Origin of the sequence: Rhodopseudomonas sp. B29, assembly GCF_000333455.1 — a bacterium.
GTDB lineage: Bacteria > Pseudomonadota > Alphaproteobacteria > Rhizobiales > Xanthobacteraceae > Rhodopseudomonas.
On the sequence record NZ_BADD01000023.1, the window covers coordinates 1 to 18,196 of the forward strand.

Below are 18,196 nucleotides of genomic sequence, written 5' to 3' on the forward strand. Positions count from 1 at the left end.
TGATAGGGTCGCAAAAGTGAGCCGCGAGCCGACGCCGTGCGCCTCTCCGCGACCGTCCTAGCACGCACTGCGGCCCCTAAAATCTGCCGCGACCCTACTCGACCGGCGAGCGCGCCGCGGCGCCGAGCGAGACGGCTTCCCACAGCCCGACGCCGATCAGCGTCAGCGTGGTGGCGGCCGACAGCAGCAGCGGCGAGACGAAGAACGCAATCGGCGTCAGCGCGATCAGCACGCCGAGCCCGGCCAGGTGCGACGGCTGCAAATGACCGCGGATGGCGCGCTTGAACAGCAGCGTGCCGATCAGAAACAGCAACGGGCCGCCGAGCGTGGTGAGAATGATCTTGATGTCGGCATGTCCGGCCGGATGCCCCAACACTTGCTCGTCGCTCACCGCGGTGACGACGATCCCGGCGACGATCGGCAGGTGCAGATAGGTGTAGGCGAGCCGCGCCAGCCGGCCGGGATCGCTGGATTGCGAGATCCGCTCGGAGCCGAGATGCACGCCGATGTGGAAGTAGATCCACCACATCGCCACCGCGCCGAGTAGCGCAGAGACGAACGCCGCGAAGCTGATCGCGGTCCATTCGATGCCGGCGAAAGCCGCGCCCGTCTCCACGATCGACTCGCCGAGCGCGATGATGATGAACAGCGCGCAGCGCTCGGCCATGTGGCCGCCTTCGACGCTCCAGTCCTGCGTGGTCGAGGCGCCGATCAGCGGCACATAGAAGCCGGCGACCGGCCCGGTGTATTCGATCGCCAGCGCGACCAGCCACAACGCGACCTGCGCCGAGCCGTCGAGCGCGCCGCCGGCGATCCAGAACATGCCGCTGATCACCAGCCAGCTCAGAATGCGGAAAAAGTTGAGCCGCAGCGGCTCCGACCGCGGCGTCGTGAATGTCGCGAACGCGCTGCGGCCGACCTGCATGGCCACGAAGGCCAGCGCGAACGACAGGCCGCGGCTTTCGAACGCGCGCGGGATCGACGTCGACAGCAACAGCCCGGCGCCCATCAGCCCAAACAGCATTAGCCGCACGCGGGTGAGTTCAGGGTCCAGCCAGTTGGTGATCCAGGACGTGTAGACCCAGACCCACCACACCGCCAGCATCAGCATCAGCGTCTGCAGCGCGCCGAGCGGCGTGAAATGCGCCAGCAGGAAGTGCGACACCTGGGTGACGGCGAACACGAACACCAGGTCGAAGAACAGTTCGACATAGGTGACGCGGCTGTGCTCATGCGGCTTGCGCACGCGCAGCAGATTGCGGGCGCCCTCGGCGGCCGTCACGACGCGGCCCCCGATCGGCCCATCAGGCTTCCGGCACGCCCGTCTGCAGCGCCAGAGCGTGGAGCACGCCGCCCATCTGGCCGCGCAGCGACTGATAGACGATCTGGTGCTGCTGGACCCGCGATTTGCCGCGGAAGGACTCGGAGATCACCGTGGCCGCATAATGATCGCCGTCGCCGGCCAGATCGCGAATCGTCACCTCCGCGTCGGGAATCGCGGCCTTGATCATGGCCTCGATGTCGCGGGCATCCATCGGCATTCGGTCATCCTCCAGATCGCGGCCGTCGCCCCGCCGGCACGGTGGCAACCCATCACCGGCATCCTATATTGCAGTTCGCCCCTTTCAAAGCCCGCGCCTAGGATGGGCCAGGGACCGTTTCGCCACCAGGCAGCTTGATCGCGAGGAACGCCATGAAAACTCCCGGCCCCGATCACCCCATCACGATTACGCCAACACCGAATCGGGTTCGCGTCACGGCAGGCGGCGTCGTGATCGCCGACACGGTTCGGGCGCTGACCCTCAAGGAAGCCAGCTACCCGCCGGTCCAGTACATCCCGCGCGAGGACGCCGACATGACCCGGCTGGTCAAGACGGAGCGCAGCACCCACTGCCCCTATAAGGGCGATGCCAGTTATTTCAGCATCAAGAGTGACGGCGGCGAGATCGGCAATGCGATCTGGAGCTATGAGCAGCCTTTTCCTGCTATGAGGGAGATCGCCGGCTATCTGGCGTTTTATCCGGACCGGGTAACGATCGAGCAGCAGCCGGCGTAAGAATCGTCGTACAGCCGGCATCAAGCGGGCAAGCATCGAGACCGTCGGCCGAAGCCCGGCTGGCGAGCAGCAGGGGCGAACTTTGACGGCGAACACTCCGATCACCGGCGGCATGGGCGCGGCGGCTGCGCCGCATGCGCGGGACCTGTCGCTCGATCGCACGCGGACGTTTCTCACCATTTTGGTGCTGATCCACCATTCGGTGATCCCCTACACCCATTTCGGCCACACCGACCCCAAGTCGTGGCTCGGTTTCGACTGCATCGTGCTGGCCACCGACAGCTTCTTCATGGCGATGTTCTTCATGCTGTCGGGGCTGTTTTTGTGGCCGAGCCTAGAGCACCGCCCTGTGCTCGGCACCTTCGCGCGCGACCGCCTGTTGCGGCTCGGCCTGCCCTTCATCATCGCCGCCGTCACCATCATCCCGATCGCCTACTACGCGCTGGCGCTACAGCAAGAGCCCGGAATGCGGTTCGACCAGTTCTGGTGGAACATGGTCACGGTCGGGCCGTGGCCGAGCGGACCTTTGTGGTTTCTGTGGGTGCTGCTGATCTTCAGCCTGCTCGGCGGCCTCGCCTACCGGATCTCGCCCCACGCGCTCGACCCGCTGAACCGGCTGTCCGAGATCGGCTATCAGCGGCCTTGGGTGTTCATCGTCGCGACGTTCGTCATCACCGCGGTGCTCTACGTGCCGCTGCGCGTCTACTACACGCCGAACCACTGGTTCGCCGACGGGCCGTTCGCCGTACAGGCCAGCCGCGTGCTGCTCTACACCGCGTATTTCTTCATCGGTGCCGGCATCGGCGCGGCGCATCCTGAAAAGGGTGTGCTCGGTGCCGGCGGCCGGCTGGCATCGGAATGGTGGCTGCTGGCGCTGCTGGCGCTGGTGCCGTATCTGGCGATGTGGGGCTTCATCATCGTCAAGCGCGAGGTGCTGGGCAATCCGGACGACCTGCCGATGTGGTACGAAATCGGCTACGGCCTCGCCTTCGCGGCTTTCAGCATCACGGTGATCTTCGCGATCCTCGCCTTCTTCCTGCGCTTCAAGCGCTCCGGCTGGAGCATCCTCGATCCCTTGCAGCACGACGCCTACGGCATCTTCCTGGTGCACTACGCCTGGATGTTGTGGCTGCAATACTGGCTGTTCAAAGCCGACATGCCGGCGATCGCCAAGGCGGCGATCGTGTTCGTGATGGGGCTGCTCTTGAGCTGGGGCACCACGGTGGCGCTGCGGCGGGTTCCGTACGCGTACAAGGTGCTGTGAAGGCGCTTTCGCCTGCGTTTTCCAGCTAACGGAAACCTATCGTTCGTCATTCCGGGGCGCGCATAGCGCGAACCCGGAATCCATATGTGGACGGCCCCCGAGCCACAAGGGATTCTGAGGACTGATCGGATCGCTTGCATCCATATGTGCGGCCTGTCGGTGCGGTCGCGATGGACCGCTGGCCAAGATGGCTTCCGCGACGCGAGCTCCAATCACCCTACCGGCCTTTGTGTGCCGATGGATTCCACGGATTGTCTCGCCTCTCGGTTCGATCGATCGTTCCATCTGTCTCCCGTTGCAGCTCCGGCTCGAGCGTCGGACTAATTGCCCGACGTTCGATCTCTCAGTCGGCGCGCGGCGATGCGCTCGGCATCCGCGCCCCGTCGTAAGTCTGTTGCGTGATCATCATCTTCCAGGCGATCCTGGCGATCTTGTTGGCGAGCGCCACCGCCGCCAGCTTGATCGGCTTGCGCGCCAGCAGCGCGACCAGCCACACCGAGGCGCGGCCGCGCCCATGCCGCGCCTGCTGGATCACCGCCATGGCGCCGGAGATCAGCACGCTGCGCAGCATCTCGTCGCCCGCGCGGGTGATCCGTCCGAGCCGGAGCTTGCCGCCGGTGGAGTGATCCTTCGGCGTCAGGCCGAGCCAGGCCGCGAAGTCGCGTCCCGATCTGAACGCCTGCGGCGCCGGCGTCTTCAGCACCAGAGCGCTGGCACCAACCGGTCCAACGCCTGGGATTTGCGCCAGCCGCCGGCTCGCGGTGTCGGCGCGATGCCAGGCCAGCAGCTTGGCTTCGATCGTCGTCAACTCATCCTGCAGCCGCGCGTAGTCTTGCCCCTGCGCGGCGAACAGCTCGCGCGCCAGCTCGGGCACCGTCTCGTCCTGCGCGATCCGCGCCAGCAACGGTTCGATCTTGTGAAGCCCGCACGGCGCGATCAGCCCGAACTCCGCCGCGTAGCCGCGGATCGCGTTGCTCAGCTGGGTGCGCCGCGCGATCAACTGTTGGCGCACGCCGAGCAGCATCAATCCGGCCTGCTGTTCGGCGGTCTTCACCGGCACAAACTCCATCCGCGGCCGGCTCATCGCCTCGCACAGGCCCTCAGCATCGCGCCCATCGTTCTTGTTACGGCTGACGTAGGGTTTGACGTGTTGCGGCGCGAGTAGCTTCACCGTATGGCCGAGCCCGCTGAGGGTCCGCGCCAGATGATGCGATGCACCGCAGGCCTCGATCCCGATCGCTGTTGGCGGCAAACCTGCGAAAAACGCCAGCATCTGACTGCGCCGCAGCTTCTTGCGCAGTACCACGCGCTCGTCGGCGCCGACCCCGTGCAGCTGAAAGAAATGCTTCGACGTATCCATCCCAATGCGGATAATCTCGTTCACGGACGGCTCCCTCGTTTGAAGTTTGCAACAACCTCAATCTGGCACAATGCGATGCCGTCGGGGGCCGTCCACCCCATCACCCCTGAGACTTGTTACTTAGGCAGGGCGCTTTTCACGCCGTGCTCCACGGCGAGGCCAGGGGATATGGATTCCGGACTTGCGCGCTACGCGCGCAATCCGGAATGACGGGGAGAGGTTGACGCGAGTGGCCGGGATTCCGGGTTCGTGAGCTGCGCTCGCGCCCCGGAATGACCTCCACCGTCATTGCAAGAGAAGCGAAGCAATCCAGCGCCACGCGTGGAGCGTGGATTGCTTCGTCGCGGAACCTGTGCCCGGACGGCGCAAAGCGCCGATCCGGGTGCTCCTCGCAATGACGAGGCTCAAAACCCGAACGAACTACGCCTTCCCCGCCATGTAGTCCGGCAGCCAATGCTCGTGCGCATGGCGGAGCGCCTTGATATCGACCGTGCGCTCGCCTTCGATCTTCAAAGTGTGGCCGCCGGTGGTGCCGAGCTGCACGCAGGGCACGCCGACGTTTTTCAGCTTCGACAGCGTACCCAGCAGGTCGTCCTGCTTCACGGTGACGACGTAGCGGCCCTGATCCTCGCCGAACCACCAGGCGTGCGACACGGTCTCGCCGGGGGGCGCATCGAGCGAGGCGCCGATGTTGCCGGCGATCGCCATCTCGGCGAGCGCGACCAGCAAGCCGCCGTCGGAGACGTCGTGCACCGCTGTCACGGTGCCAGCGTGGATCATGCCGCGGACGACGTCGCCGTGGCGCTTCTCGCAGGCGAGATCCACCGGCGGCGGCGCGCCTTCTTCACGGCCGCAGATCTCGCGCAAGTACACCGACTGGCCGAGCCAGCCCTTGGTCTCGCCGATCAGCAGGATCGCCTCGCCTTCGGCCTTGAAGGCGAGCGTCGCCGACTTGGTGAAATCATCAAGCACGCCGACGCCGCCGATCGACGGAGTCGGCAGGATGCCGCGGCCCGAGGTCTCGTTGTAGAGCGAGACGTTGCCGGAGACGATCGGCGAGTCCAGCGCGATGCAGGCTTCCGAGATGCCCTTCAGGCAGCCGACCAGCTGGCCCATGATTTCGGGCCGCTCCGGATTGCCGAAATTGAGGTTGTCGGTGATCGCCAGCGGCTTGCCGCCGACCGCGGTGATGTTGCGATAGGCTTCGGCCACCGCCTGCTTGCCGCCCTCGAACGGATCGGCCTCGCAATAGCGCGGCGTGACGTCGACGGTGAGCGCGAGGCCTTTCGGGCCATCCTCGACGCGCACCACCGCGGCGTCGCCGCCGGGGCGCTGCAGCGTGTTGCCACCGATGACGTGGTCGTACTGCTCCCAGACCCAGCGCTTGCTGCACAGGTCCGGCGTCGCCAGCAGCTTCTCCAGCGCCTCGGCCGCGCCCATCGGCGCGTTGATGTCGCGGGCGTGGATCACCGGGAGCTTCGGGCTTTCGACCCACGGGCGGTCATACAGCGGCGCCTCGTCGCCGAGCTCCTTGATCGGCAGGTCGGCCTTCACCTGGCCGCCATACTTGACCACGAAGCGCTTGGTCGGCGTGGTGTAGCCGACGATCGCGAAGTCGAGGCCCCATTTGCGGAAGATGTCCTCGGCTTCCTTTTCCTTCTCCGGCTTCAGCACCATCAGCATGCGCTCCTGGCTTTCGGAGAGCATCATCTCGTAGGCGGTCATGCCGGTCTCGCGGGTCGGCACCGCGTCGAGATCGAGCTCGACACCAAGGTCGCCCTTGGCGCCCATCTCCACCGCCGAACACGTCAGCCCGGCCGCGCCCATGTCCTGGATGGCGATGACGCAGTCCTTGGCCATGATTTCGAGACAGGCTTCGAGCAGCAGCTTCTCGGCGAAGGGGTCGCCGACCTGCACGGTCGGGCGCTTCTCCTCCGAGCCCTCGTCGAACTCGGCCGACGCCATGGTGGCGCCGCCCATGCCGTCGCGGCCGGTCTTGGAGCCGAGATAGACGATCGGCATGCCGACGCCCGAGGCGGCGGCGAGGAAGATCTTGTCGGCATCGGCCAGGCCGACCGCCATGGCGTTAACCAGGATGTTGCCGTCGTAGCGGGTGTGGAACCGGGTTTGGCCGCCGACCGTCGGCACGCCGAACGAATTGCCGTAGCCGCCGACACCGGCGACGACGCCGCCGACGAGGTGCCGCGTCTTGGGATGCTTCGGATCGCCGAACGACAGCGCATTAAGGCAGGCGATCGGCCGCGCCCCCATGGTGAAAACGTCGCGCAGGATGCCGCCGACGCCGGTGGTGGCGCCTTGATACGGCTCGATATAGCTCGGGTGGTTGTGGCTCTCCATCTTGAAGACCACCGCCTGATTGTCACCGATGTCGATGACGCCGGCGTTCTCGCCCGGCCCCTGCAGCACCCACGGCGCCTTGGTGGGCAGCCCCTTGAGGTGGATGCGCGAGGATTTGTACGAGCAGTGCTCGTTCCACATCGCCGAGAAGATGCCGAGTTCGGTGAAAGTCGGCTCACGCCCGATCAGATCGAGAATGCGCTGATATTCGTCCGGCTTGAGGCCATGGCTGGCGATCAGTTCCGGGGTGATCTTCGGCTCGGGAGCGGACATGTCGGCGCAATTCCTCATCGCGCCGGAGGGGCCGGCACGGCTGGCTGTTATGTAGGAACATCGGCCCGTAGGGGAAAGGGTTTTCTGCGGGGCTGGGGATGGCGCGGGACGCTATGGCACGCCGGTAAGCCTTTGATGATGCAAAACATAACCCACGACCGTCATGGCCGGGCTTGACCCGGCCATCCACGGCCACGCGCGCTGTGCCTCGGAACGTAGACGCCCGGGTCAAGCCCGGGCATGACGTTGTTTGGGCTGGGCGCCGTCATCCTGAGGAGCTCGCCCGCAAGGGCGAGCCTCGAAGGATGCGGCAGCGCGTGCCGTGGCTCATCCTTCGAGGCCGCCGCTGCGCGGCGGCGCCTCAGGATGACGTTGTGCTGGTGGCCTATGCCGCCACCGCCGGCAGACCCGCCAGCGCGGTCGCGAGATCGGCTTCGTCGTAGTCCTGATCGACCAGCTTGCCTTCGAAGTAGTTGATGTAGGCCTGCATGTCGAAATGGCCGTGGCCGGACAGGTTGAACAGGATGGTTTCCGCCTTGCCCTCTTCCTTGCAGCGCAGCGCCTCGTCGATCGCGCAGCGCACCGCGTGGGTCGATTCCGGCGCCGGCACGATGCCCTCAAGGCGGGCGAACTGCACGCCGGCGTCGAAGCAGCCGACCTGCTGATAGGCGCGCGCCTCGATCAGGCCGAGCTCGTAGGCGTGCGACACCATCCCGCTCATGCCGTGATAGCGCAGGCCGCCGGCGTGGAAACCGGGCGGCATGAAGGTCGAGCCGAGCGTGTGCATCTTCACCAGCGGCGTGAGATGCGCGGTGTCGCCGAAATCATAGGCGTAAGTACCACGCGTCAGCGTCGGGCACGCCGCCGGCTCGACCGCGATGATGCGCCGCTTGCGGCCGCCGCGGAGCTGCAGGCCGAGGAACGGGAATGCGAGACCGGCGAAATTGGAGCCGCCGCCGGCGCAGCCGATCACCACGTCGGGATCGTCGCCCGCCAGCTCGAACTGCTTGATCGCTTCTTGGCCGATGATGGTCTGGTGCAGCATGACATGATTGAGCACCGAGCCGAGCGCGTACTTGATATCCGGATTCTTCGCGGCGACTTCGACCGCCTCGGAGATCGCGATGCCGAGCGAGCCGGGACTGTTCGGAGTCTTCGCCAAAATCGCGCGGCCGGAGTCGGTCTCGGTCGACGGCGACGCGATGCAGCGCGCGCCGTAGGTTTCCATCAGCGCGCGGCGATACGGCTTCTGGTCGTAGGAGACGCGAACCTGGAAGACGAGGACATCGAGCCCGAACAGCGAGCCGGCGAACGCCAGCGACGAGCCCCACTGCCCGGCGCCGGTCTCGGTCGACAGCTTCTTGATGCCGGCCTGCTTGTTGTACCACGCCTGCGGCACCGCGGTGTTCGGCTTGTGCGAGCCCGCGGGTGAGACGCCTTCGTACTTGAAGTAGATCTTGGCCGGCGTGCCGAGCGCCTGCTCGAGGCGGCGCGCGCGGATCAGCGGCGCCGGACGCCACATCCGGAAGACGTCGCGCACCGGCTCGGGAATGTCGATGTAGCGCTCGGTCGCGACTTCCTGGAGGATCAGCTCCATCGGAAACAGAGGCTCCAGATCGCTCGGGCCGACCGGCTGATGCGTGCCCGGGTGCAGCACCGGCGGCATCGGCGTCGGGAAGTCGGCGTTGAGGTTGTACCAGGACTTCGGGATGTTCTCCTCGTCCAGCACGTACTTGATCTGGTCGCTCATTTGGTTCTCCCTGGGGCGTCCGTTTTGGAAGGCCGCAGAGGGTATACAGCGCAGCGAAGGCCGCCCATTGCGCCGTGTCAATTGAACGCAGGGCGGCAGCGCACGGGCGCCGTTTGCATTGCGGCGCGGCATCGGATTTATGGACGGCACACGACCAAAGGATGATTTCACGTGCAGGAAAATGTCACCCGTCCGGGCCGCCCCGATCTCGTCGTCGCCACCGAGGGCGAATTCAAGGGCTGGTGCACCTGGAGCCGCGATACGTTCGAGAGCCACAACGGCCCGTTCTGGCACCGCGTCGATGACGACGGTTCGGTGCGCTGCGCCTTCCGCGTCGAGAAGAAGCACCTCAACGGCATGAAGGCCGTGCACGGCGGCTGCTTCATGACCTTCGCCGATTACTGCCTGTTCGCCATCGCCCGCAAGGAGCTGCAAGGCCGCGGCGTCACCGTCGCGTTCGGCGCTGAATTCCTCGACGCCGCATTCGAAGGCGAACTGATCGAAGCCACCGGCGAAGTCACCCGCGCCGGCAAGTCACTGATCTTCGTCCGCGGAATTCTGAAGAGCGGCGCGCGGCCGCTGTTCACGTTCTCCGGGACGATCAAGCGCGTGAAGCGGAGAGTGCCGGAGACGGAAGTGGCGGAGAGTCACTAGCGAGTCATTCCGGGGCGCGAGCGCAGCCCGCGAACCCGGAATCACGAAGTGACGAACAACCCCCCTCCTTAGTCATTCCGGATTGCGCGCAAAGCGCGCAAGTCCGAAATCCATAGCCCCTGGACTCGCGGCAGCGCACGGCGGAGCCGCGCTGCACATCAATCATAAATACAGGGGCTATGGATTCCGGGCTCGCGCTACGCGCGCCCCGGAATGACGAAAGAGAGGCTGTCATGCGCGGGCTTGACCCGCGCATCCATCGCGCGGAGCGCGGACAAGGATTTTTGGAAAAGATGGATTGCCGGGTCGAGCCCGGCAATGACGCGGCATACGGCGCCGGCGCTCTAACTAACTACGCCGCCTTGGCGAGATGCGCCGCCAGACCTTCGAACAGCCCACGCCCATCGGTCGAGCCCATGATCGGTTCGACGTGGTTTTCCGGGTGCGGCATCATGCCGAGGACGTTGCCGCGCTCACTCACGATGCCGGCGATCGAGGCGGCAGCGCCGTTGATGTTGTGGCTCTCGCCGATCTCGCCTTCCGGCGAGCAATAGCGATAGAGCACGCGGCCGTCGCCTTCGAGGCGCTGGACCGTCTCTTCGTCGGCTTCGTAGTTGCCTTCGCCGTGCGCCACCGGCACCTTGATCACCTGTCCGGCCTTGTAGCCGCGGGTGAACGGTGAGTCGGCGCGCTCGACGCGCAGGTGCACGTCGCGGCAGATGAACTTCAGCCGCGCATTGCGCATCAGCACGCCCGGCAACAGGCCGGACTCGCACAAAATCTGAAAGCCGTTGCAGACGCCGAGCACCAGGCCGCCGCCCGCGGCAAACTTGCGCACCGCATCCATCACCGGTGCCCGCGCCGCGATCGCCCCGCAGCGCAAGTAATCGCCATAGGAGAAGCCGCCCGGCACGACGACGAGGTCGGTGCCCTTCGGCAGCTCGGTGTCAGCATGCCACACCATCTTCGCCTCCTGGCCGGAGACGAGCTTGAGCGCGCGCGCCATGTCGCGCTCGCGATTGATGCCGGGGAAGACGAGGACGGCGGATTTCATCGTAGCAAAGCCCTGCTTCTTCCCTCTCCCCTTTGTGGGAGAGGGTGGTCCGAATGTCGCTTGCGACATGAGGACCGGGTGAGGGGTTTGCGTCCCTGCGAAGTGCCGACCCCTCACCCGGCTCGCTTCGCTCGCCACCCTCTCCCACAAGGGGAGAGGGAAAGATCGCTTATTGCACTCGGCCACCGTCTTCGACGAACGGAAGCATGTAGAAGAATGGTTCGGACAATTCGCGATTAAGCTCTCGACAATCGCGCGACATATCGTCGAGTTTGGCTTCGAGCTTGCTGAGATCGCCTAGAATGTTCAACGCCAGTTGGTAGATCTGCTCGTTGGTCACCTCGGCCATCGCACCCTCGTCGCTAACTACAGCACCTCGACGCGATAATTCTCGATCACGGTGTTCGCCAGCAGCTTGTCGGCGGCGTCTTTCAGGGCGGCTTCGGCCTTGGCCTTGTCGGCATCGGCGGCGAGCTCGATGTCGAACACCTTGCCCTGGCGGACGCTGGCGATGCCGGCGACGCCGAGCGACTTCAGCGCGCCCTCGATCGCCTTGCCCTGCGGATCGAGGATGCCGTTTTTCAATGTGACCGTTACGCGAGCTTTCATCGTCCCCTCGTCATGCCGGGCGCGCGGCGGAGCAGCCCGGAAAACTCCATCAACTCACTCGGCGTCACCCTGAGGTGCCCGGCGAAGCCGTGCCTCGAAGGGTGGCTGCGCGCACCGTGCCCGTGGCGGTCATCCTTCGAGGCTCGCTAGCGCTCGCACCTCAGGATGACGGCCGCGGAGAACGGACGCGCCTTAGCCCTTCACCAGCACCGGGCCCGAACCCGCCGGGCGCTCGTTTTCCATCAGGATGCCGAGGCGCTTGGCGACTTCGGTGTAGGCCTCGAGCAGGCCGCCGAGATCGCGGCGGAAGCGGTCCTTGTCGAGCTTCTCGTTCGACTTGATGTCCCACAGCCGGCAACTATCCGGCGAGATCTCGTCGGCGACGATGATCCGCATCATTTCGTTTTCGAACAGCCGGCCGCATTCCATCTTGAAGTCGACGAGGCGGATGCCGATGCCCAGAAACAACCCGGTGAGGAAATCGTTGACGCGGATGGCCAGCGCCATGACGTCGTCGATCTCCTGCGGCGTCGCCCAGCCGAACGCGGTGATGTGCTCCTCGGAGACCATCGGGTCGTTGAGCTGGTCGTTCTTGTAGTAGAACTCGATGATCGAGCGCGGCAGCTGGGTGCCCTCCTCGATGCCGAGCCGCTGCGACAGCGAGCCGGCCGCGACATTGCGCACCACGACTTCGAGCGGGATGATCTCGACCTCGCGGATCAGCTGCTCGCGCATGTTGAGCCGGCGGATGAAGTGAGTCGGCACCCCGATGTCGTTGAGGTGCTGAAACAGGTACTCCGAGATCCGGTTGTTGAGGACGCCCTTGCCCTCGATCACCTGATGCTTCTTCGCGTTGAACGCGGTGGCGTCGTCCTTGAAGTGCTGAATCAGGGTTCCGGGTTCGGGCCCTTCATACAGCACCTTGGCTTTGCCTTCGTAGATGCGACGTCGCCGGCTCATGGGGATGTACCGTGTCTTGTTGAAATCCATGGGATTAGTGAGGCTCCGTCTGTCGAATGCGGCCCGCGCCGGAGCTGCCGAAGAGGTCTGGACGAGGAAACAGAACGAGAACCAGCCTCGCCGCAACCTAGCTGATTGGGCCGCCCGGCACAATCGACCCGGCCGCCCCCGCACCAGTTTTACCCCTTCGCATGCGATCATCTGCGGAGTTGTGTTAACCGGTGAGGCTGGATATCTAGGCATCGAACCTGCCCACCGCAAACCGGCGCCGGATTTGCCCGCGCGCGCCAGAAAATCGGAAAAGCCAGTCATGACCACGTTCGACAAGCGCGAAGAAGGCTTCGAGAGGAAGTTCGCGCTCGACGAGGAGCAGAAATTCAAGGCAGAAGCCCGCCGCGACAAGCTGCTGGGCCTGTGGATCGCCGAAAAGCTCGGCCTGTCCGGCGATGCCGCCGCCGCCTACGCCAAGGAAGTGGTCGTGGCCGACCTCGAGGAAGCCGGCGACGCCGACGTCGTCCGCAAGGTCATGAAGGACCTCGGCGACAAGGACATCTCGATGACCGAAGTCGAACTCCGCACCAAGATGGGCGAATTTTACGCCCAGGCGGTCGCCGCGGTGAAGGCGGGGACCTGAGTCGGACTTTGCCGGGCGGCGCCGTTCGGCGCGTTCAGCCCGGCCTTTGGTTGCAGACCTGATGATGCCCGGGCTGGTCCCGGGCATTTTCGTTTTTGACACCTGCCTCGGGATAGCGGCGAGCCGCCCGCTGTCGGCGGAGCGGCCCAAAGTCCGAATCGCCCGGCCAGCCTTGCGCACGGGATACTAGGTATATATTCTTAGAGGCGAATGACGTTCAGCTCCGCAGGAGACAGTCATGCGCTTCCCGCTCTTTCCCTCCCCCATTCGCGTCATCGACACCTCCGAGCGGCTGGCCACAGTGGCGCTCGGCGACGGACCGCCGCCCGTTCCGGGCGGCCGGCCCAAAGGCTGCAAGCGGCTGCACACCAACGCGACCGTCGCCGCCGTGCGCCGGCTGATCGAGCAGACCACGCTGACCCACAAGCAGATCGAGGCGAAGACCGGCGTCAGCGCCGGCACCGTCGGGCGCTGGGCGCGCGAGGGCGGCTGGAAGCGTCACCCGTTCGCCCCCTGCGCCTCCGACCTGGTCCCGAGCGCGCGCGCTGGCCGTCGCCTCAAGCTGCGCATGCTCGGCATCAAGCTGCATCAGCTCGCCGAGCGCTGCGTCGACGAACTGTGGCAGTCACCCACGGTCGATCTCGATCGCCTGATCGAAGCCATGCAGGTGCTGCGCATGGCGCGCCTCACCCAGAAAGGCCGCGGCCGCCCGGGCATACCCGGCCCCGCCCCACGCACCGAACGCGACTGGCCCGATCGCGAAACCGCCATCCGCACCGCCCTCGCCCGCATGCGCGCCGGCGGCGTCGATCTGGGCCGCATCCCCGCGGAAGCGATGGCGCTGCTGGAGGATGCGCACACGCCGCCGGAGCGGGAGGTGGTGCGGAGGGGGCCGAGGCGGAGGAGGTAGGTGCCGCACGCAACCTTCACAGGCGCTCGCCCAACAAACAACGTCCAGTCAAGATCTCTCGCACCTCACGATTCTAAATATGCCTCACCAGTGAGTATCAGCGACGAGATAACAGGCCTCGAATCAAGCATCATTTGCACAGACGCCTCATATCTTTTCGGCTCAGCATATGGAATAGCCACACTCGACCGATGCAGAGCGGATTCAACCTTCATCTCGAAACAAGCGAGAGCAGTTCCAACAGTAATCAGCTTACTAGCTAATGGCGTCACAACAATGCGGCAACCGCCGATAACACTCATCGTCTTACGGTATCGCACCATCGCCGAAAACAGCTGTCGATAAGCCTCAAAGGGGTGCGTCTCGTTAGCATAAAGAATGTTACTTAATGGCGTATCTCTCTTTGCAAACAACACACTCTCATATTCAACCAAAAGGTCGTCACCTCGTCGCGGATTTCGCGACGGATGAGGGAGCACAGGGCAAATCTCAGCCCATTCCGGGATTTCAGACTCCAACTTCATAATCTGTGCAAGTCTGTTCTCGCCGAGCACAGGAAACCACACCAATGGCTCATCCGTCTGCGCCTCAGATTGCAGAGCCTCAGAGAACCCGGGGATCATGGTTAATTCATTTGCAGGATCCTCCGAGCTAATCGTGCTATCTAGTGCAGCATCCTCCGCCACAAGAACCTGAAGAGATACCCCCTTTGCATGCAATCCATCGCCACTTCCGCGATCGGGGATTATTTTCGCCAGCAACGCCAGCAAAATCGTCAGATAGGCAACGCGAGGCAGCGAGCTTACATCCAGTACAATGTCCGTGTGGTCGGAAACGTTACGAAGAACTTCATCCGCACCACGCCTAAGCGCGATCGTCGAGCTAACATCCTCCTCGCCCTCAACCGAGGCACCAATTACGATCGTCTTTGAGCTACCGATTTCGTCAAAAGCAGCCCGCAATTCCGCTTCGTTCTTTGATGTCTGAACGTGGAGATCCTTGGAAAGATTGTATCCAGAGAAGCCAACGAGCAACAATTCCGCACTTTTGATAGAGCAACCTGACGCAACGAGTCGATTGACGAATTTCGACAGCACTGCATTGGCCCGAACATCAAAGCCTCTTCCAGTGACGTACAGCAGCTTTAGAGGTTTTCCACTCCTCTTCCTATCTATGAAGAGCTGGTCCCAAAGCTCTTCGACAGCAACACCTCTGCGAAAGACGTAATTGTCCCAGATCATCGAAAGACCTCAAGGCCTAGGGCACGGCTTGGCTGCAGCCCCCTATCCATCCACTCAACAAGAGTATGAGCCGACACATCCTGCCAGCCACCATACTGCAACGGCAGTCCAAAATGAGCACACAGCGTCCGATTCAAATAGAAGACCGTACCACTCTCACGCGAAGTGCTGGCGTTGCTGTCTCGCGCCACAAGAAGATTTTCCGCTGTACACTCGGCCATCACCTTCTTAAGTAACGACAATACAGATCCGGGAGCCTTGGAAAGCCGCTGAATTTTAGTGATCTCGGTTGCCGATAAGCGAACCCCCGTTACTCCTGGAGCGTATGGTGCATTCATCAGAAACGTCCGCTCTTTGCAGAAGATTCCGATTGATTCCAAAAGTCTCTGTGCGTTTGCGCCCTCCGAGTGACTACGGGGTATGAACTCCAGTCTACGAGTAGCGACCTCCCTGAGCCGCTTCTCTTGTTCACGCGGAAGCAGATGTGGATCAGCTTGTCTGCGCAGAATCTGTTTCGCTTTCATTCCGTCGTAAAGAGCGGCCGCGAGCGAAAGCAATTCCTCAACATTGTTAGTCGCCATAGCACAAACGCGCTCGATCCCAAAATAGTAAGGCACCTTCAGCTCGAAATTTAAGAAGATTTCCGCGGCCCCACTCGTTGATGAACTATCCCTCTCCTCCAGCTCCCCCGCTGAGAGCGGAGTCAACTCGAGCGAAAGTTGTCTACTTGCTCTATCACGCTCAATGAGTATGCGAGTCGTATAAAGATCCACTAACGCGTCCAAATCGAGAATGTCGGGCTCCAACTCGGCGGCACGAATCCACTCAGAATAACGGATGTTGCTCCGAAGAGATTTGGTACTTTCCCCGAAACGCTTGCACGCCTCTGAATATGCACCTTCAAGCTCGCCAGGAGTGAGATTTTCAGCCAGATATTGCTTGAAAGAAGTTCCGGGAACTGCCTGCTGCAGCTTAAAGCGGCGATCCAGAATATTCTCGGCAAACACCACGAACTGGCTACCGCGCCCGCCTCCCCATAGTTCCTCGAGCGAGTACTCCCTTACATCTCTACCCTCCCGAACTCCTTGGGACAGAAAGTCGCCTGCAAATGCTATGCTTCTACCAGCCATCCAGACCGGAATTGTTGGGCGCAAGGTAACGATTTCATCAATCAGAAGAGCGCGCTGGCTCTTTCTAAGTCGTTGAATATCGTCAATCATAAGTAGTCGTTTCGGCGCTACAGCCTTTCCTTCATACACGAATCGCACAGCCTGAAGCCAAAGCAGCGACTCAAACCGTACATCCACGGGCAACTTTGCGCCGGGCGCGGGGGCCATATCGTCGAGCTGACTATATATCAGCCGCTCCCGCCCCTCGGCCCATTTCAACATCTCGATTGCGCTCTTTTCTGCGGGGATCGAGTTGAGGTCCACTAACGACGCGTCATATTCAAGTTGAAGCGACTGGAGAATGGTTTGAGCAGGACCACCGATTAGATCGGTGATGCTACGGAGCGTACGCAAGACAACGCGACAATCCAGGAGCGCGCGGAACAACCCTTCATTTACTGCCGACGCGCCTGGAGGAAGGTCCGCATAACCAGCTGCGCAGGAAAGAAGGACAGATAGGACTTGTGGCCCCAGATGATCGTCTATTACGCCCCGATCTACTAATTGTCGGTAAGTTTCAGCTTGTACATGGCGCGCATGCCAGAAAGCACGAAGCGCGCTAGGAGTGAACGCCCGCAGAATGGTGGTTTTGCCGCCTCCAGGCGGGCTATGGAAGATATGCACCGCCCCCTCAAAACAATCTTCATGTAGCTTCTCTAGTATCTTCGGTGCAAAGAGTTGCACGAATTCCTGGTCAGACGTTGTACGCTCTGACATTCGTTCAAGAAATGGATTTGCTCGATAGGCCATCAGCTCTCTCTATGACGACTCACACGAGGAAACAGCCCAAAAAAGGAGTACTCCTCGGGCCCCCAAAATGCATAGACTGAGTTGTTCGGCGTATTGTGGGACAGAACAAGCGGCAAAGAGCAATCGGCAAATCCAAATCGAGCATCGGCGGTCCCTCCAATCGCGATGTGACGGTCAGATGCGCGCTCATCGTAATAGCGGGGCGTCTCGAGCATCTTGACAATATCGCGATCGCTAGCTTCAGAGAGAGCTACATCCTTTTCGATTGGGTGAAGAACATGAAGACGCAGCGGCTTGAGACCTCGCTCTGACGTAAATCGCTCCGTCCAATACTCGATATGATCAATTGCCTGCCGAGTAGCGACGTAGAGCAGCAAATAGACTTCATAATAATCCGGATCTACAAGCCCGCCATCCAGGACCATGTCATAGATTTTCTTAATCTTTCCCTTGAAGCGCTTTTCCTTACTATCGAAGCGGATATACGTATTACCACTCCCAGAGAAGTCATCAACAAGCCACACGAGACTGAAACGCTCGTTTTCTTTCATTTTGAGGTCCCCGGGAAGGTTTGCAATTCGCCCGGAGCTTGCTAACGCTATTCGGAGTTCACGCAACATATCATCTGCCTTAGCCTCGCCTAACTCATAGGCTTGCCAGATTTGCTCATTGCTTATAGCGCCATAACTGGCGCGTCGAAGATCATTCGTATGAGCTCCGTCGCTAAGACCAAGATAAAGCGACCTCAAGCGAAGCTCTTCAAAGCGCGGATGTTTGATCAACCGTCCGACGCGGTAGGCAGCAATATCGTTCTCCTCAGCAACAAGGCGAAGTCGCTCTTGGACAATTACGTCAGGATAGGCCAAAGATACCAGATGAGCGATTTCTGCCTCAGATATGAAGACCAGCCTATCTTGCACTAATGAAAGAGCGGTAGCTCGATCTGCTTCCTCGAACTGCACCAGCCACAGCGCCAGACTTTCTACAAACCGTCGACCCGGCCCATACCTCTGGTACTGATCGTACTTATAGTCGGCCAAGAGTTGGAGACTTGGTACGCGCGCTTGAATTGTGTCAGGGTCGGCCCACTGCATCACGGTGGCAAGCAGTTGCGCGGCATTATCGTCTTTCAACTATTCCCCCCCGGACAAAGC

At 62.4% G+C, this 18,196-nt stretch carries 17 protein-coding genes; 5 read left to right on the plus strand and 12 right to left on the minus strand.

Annotated features, from left to right (window positions below; all coding sequences use genetic code 11):
* Positions 1-94 precede the first annotated feature (94 nt).
* Positions 95-1,282 (minus strand): low temperature requirement protein A, encoded by a 1,188-nt coding sequence (locus tag I5M_RS00680; protein WP_022719641.1) that lies wholly within the window; start codon positions 1,280-1,282, stop codon positions 95-97.
* A 22-nt stretch (positions 1,283-1,304) separates the two neighbouring features.
* Positions 1,305-1,541 carry a BolA family protein gene (locus tag I5M_RS00685; protein WP_022719642.1) on the minus strand — a complete coding sequence of 79 codons (237 nt, stop codon included), beginning with the start codon at positions 1,539-1,541 and terminating at the stop codon, positions 1,305-1,307.
* A gap of 152 nt (positions 1,542-1,693) precedes the next feature.
* Between I5M_RS00685 and I5M_RS00690 the strand changes: the two genes are divergently transcribed.
* The gene (locus I5M_RS00690) at positions 1,694-2,056 is read left to right on the plus strand and encodes a DUF427 domain-containing protein (RefSeq protein ID WP_022719643.1); all 363 of its coding nucleotides are present in this window, start codon (positions 1,694-1,696) and stop codon (positions 2,054-2,056) included.
* A gap of 112 nt (positions 2,057-2,168) precedes the next feature.
* Entirely contained in the window at positions 2,169-3,320 is a 1,152-nt protein-coding gene (locus I5M_RS00695) for an acyltransferase (RefSeq protein ID WP_022719644.1), read from the plus strand.
* Positions 3,321-3,663: 343 nt separating this feature from the next.
* Here I5M_RS00695 and I5M_RS00700 read toward each other — a convergent pair whose 3' ends face one another.
* From I5M_RS00700 to I5M_RS00710, 3 genes are all read right to left on the minus strand, one after another.
* Positions 3,664-4,704, minus strand: a complete 1,041-nt coding sequence (locus tag I5M_RS00700) for an IS110 family transposase (protein WP_031334874.1) — start codon at positions 4,702-4,704, stop codon at positions 3,664-3,666.
* Between the two features lie 396 nt (positions 4,705-5,100).
* Positions 5,101-7,311 (minus strand): phosphoribosylformylglycinamidine synthase subunit PurL, encoded by a 2,211-nt coding sequence (purL, locus tag I5M_RS00705; protein ID WP_022719646.1) that lies wholly within the window; start codon positions 7,309-7,311, stop codon positions 5,101-5,103.
* 385 nt (positions 7,312-7,696) lie between these two features.
* Entirely contained in the window at positions 7,697-9,061 is a 1,365-nt protein-coding gene (locus I5M_RS00710) for a TrpB-like pyridoxal phosphate-dependent enzyme (RefSeq protein WP_022719647.1), read from the minus strand.
* A gap of 171 nt (positions 9,062-9,232) precedes the next feature.
* On the opposite strand from I5M_RS00710, the gene I5M_RS00715 reads away from it, so the two are divergent.
* Positions 9,233-9,715, plus strand: coding sequence for a PaaI family thioesterase (locus I5M_RS00715; RefSeq protein WP_022719648.1), 483 nt, complete (start codon positions 9,233-9,235; stop codon positions 9,713-9,715).
* A gap of 352 nt (positions 9,716-10,067) precedes the next feature.
* Here I5M_RS00715 and purQ read toward each other — a convergent pair whose 3' ends face one another.
* The 4 genes from purQ to purC all read right to left on the minus strand — a co-directional run bounded on the left by purQ (position 10,068) and on the right by purC (position 12,338).
* The gene (purQ, locus tag I5M_RS00720) at positions 10,068-10,769 is read right to left on the minus strand and encodes a phosphoribosylformylglycinamidine synthase subunit PurQ (protein ID WP_022719649.1); all 702 of its coding nucleotides are present in this window, start codon (positions 10,767-10,769) and stop codon (positions 10,068-10,070) included.
* Between the two features lie 169 nt (positions 10,770-10,938).
* A complete protein-coding gene (locus I5M_RS00725) occupies positions 10,939-11,118 on the minus strand; it encodes a hypothetical protein (protein ID WP_022719650.1) in 180 nt (59 codons plus the stop codon).
* Positions 11,119-11,135: 17 nt separating this feature from the next.
* Entirely contained in the window at positions 11,136-11,378 is a 243-nt protein-coding gene (gene purS, locus I5M_RS00730) for a phosphoribosylformylglycinamidine synthase subunit PurS (RefSeq protein WP_022719651.1), read from the minus strand.
* A gap of 192 nt (positions 11,379-11,570) precedes the next feature.
* Entirely contained in the window at positions 11,571-12,338 is a 768-nt protein-coding gene (gene purC, locus I5M_RS00735; protein ID WP_199900006.1) for a phosphoribosylaminoimidazolesuccinocarboxamide synthase, read from the minus strand.
* Between the two features lie 310 nt (positions 12,339-12,648).
* On the opposite strand from purC, the gene I5M_RS00740 reads away from it, so the two are divergent.
* Together I5M_RS00740 and I5M_RS00745 are read left to right on the plus strand one after the other, a co-directional pair.
* Positions 12,649-12,972 (plus strand): DUF1476 domain-containing protein, encoded by a 324-nt coding sequence (locus tag I5M_RS00740; protein WP_022719653.1) that lies wholly within the window; start codon positions 12,649-12,651, stop codon positions 12,970-12,972.
* Between the two features lie 238 nt (positions 12,973-13,210).
* Positions 13,211-13,882, plus strand: a complete 672-nt coding sequence (locus tag I5M_RS00745) for a hypothetical protein (protein WP_022719654.1) — start codon at positions 13,211-13,213, stop codon at positions 13,880-13,882.
* A gap of 65 nt (positions 13,883-13,947) precedes the next feature.
* On the opposite strand, the gene I5M_RS00750 is transcribed toward I5M_RS00745, so the two are convergent.
* Genes I5M_RS00750 through I5M_RS31105 form a run of 3 tightly spaced genes read right to left on the minus strand, consistent with a single transcriptional unit; the run spans position 13,948 to position 18,175 of the window.
* On the minus strand, positions 13,948-15,123 hold the full coding sequence (locus I5M_RS00750) for a hypothetical protein (RefSeq protein WP_022719655.1): 1,176 nt from the start codon (positions 15,121-15,123) through the stop codon (positions 13,948-13,950).
* The gene (locus I5M_RS00755; protein ID WP_083909469.1) at positions 15,120-17,042 is read right to left on the minus strand and encodes a hypothetical protein; all 1,923 of its coding nucleotides are present in this window, start codon (positions 17,040-17,042) and stop codon (positions 15,120-15,122) included. The genes I5M_RS00750 and I5M_RS00755 overlap by 4 nt, the downstream gene beginning before the upstream one ends.
* The gene (locus I5M_RS31105; RefSeq protein WP_083909470.1) at positions 17,042-18,175 is read right to left on the minus strand and encodes a hypothetical protein; all 1,134 of its coding nucleotides are present in this window, start codon (positions 18,173-18,175) and stop codon (positions 17,042-17,044) included. Before I5M_RS31105 ends, I5M_RS00755 begins: the two co-directional genes overlap by 1 nt.
* Between the last annotated feature and the right edge of the window lie 21 nt (positions 18,176-18,196).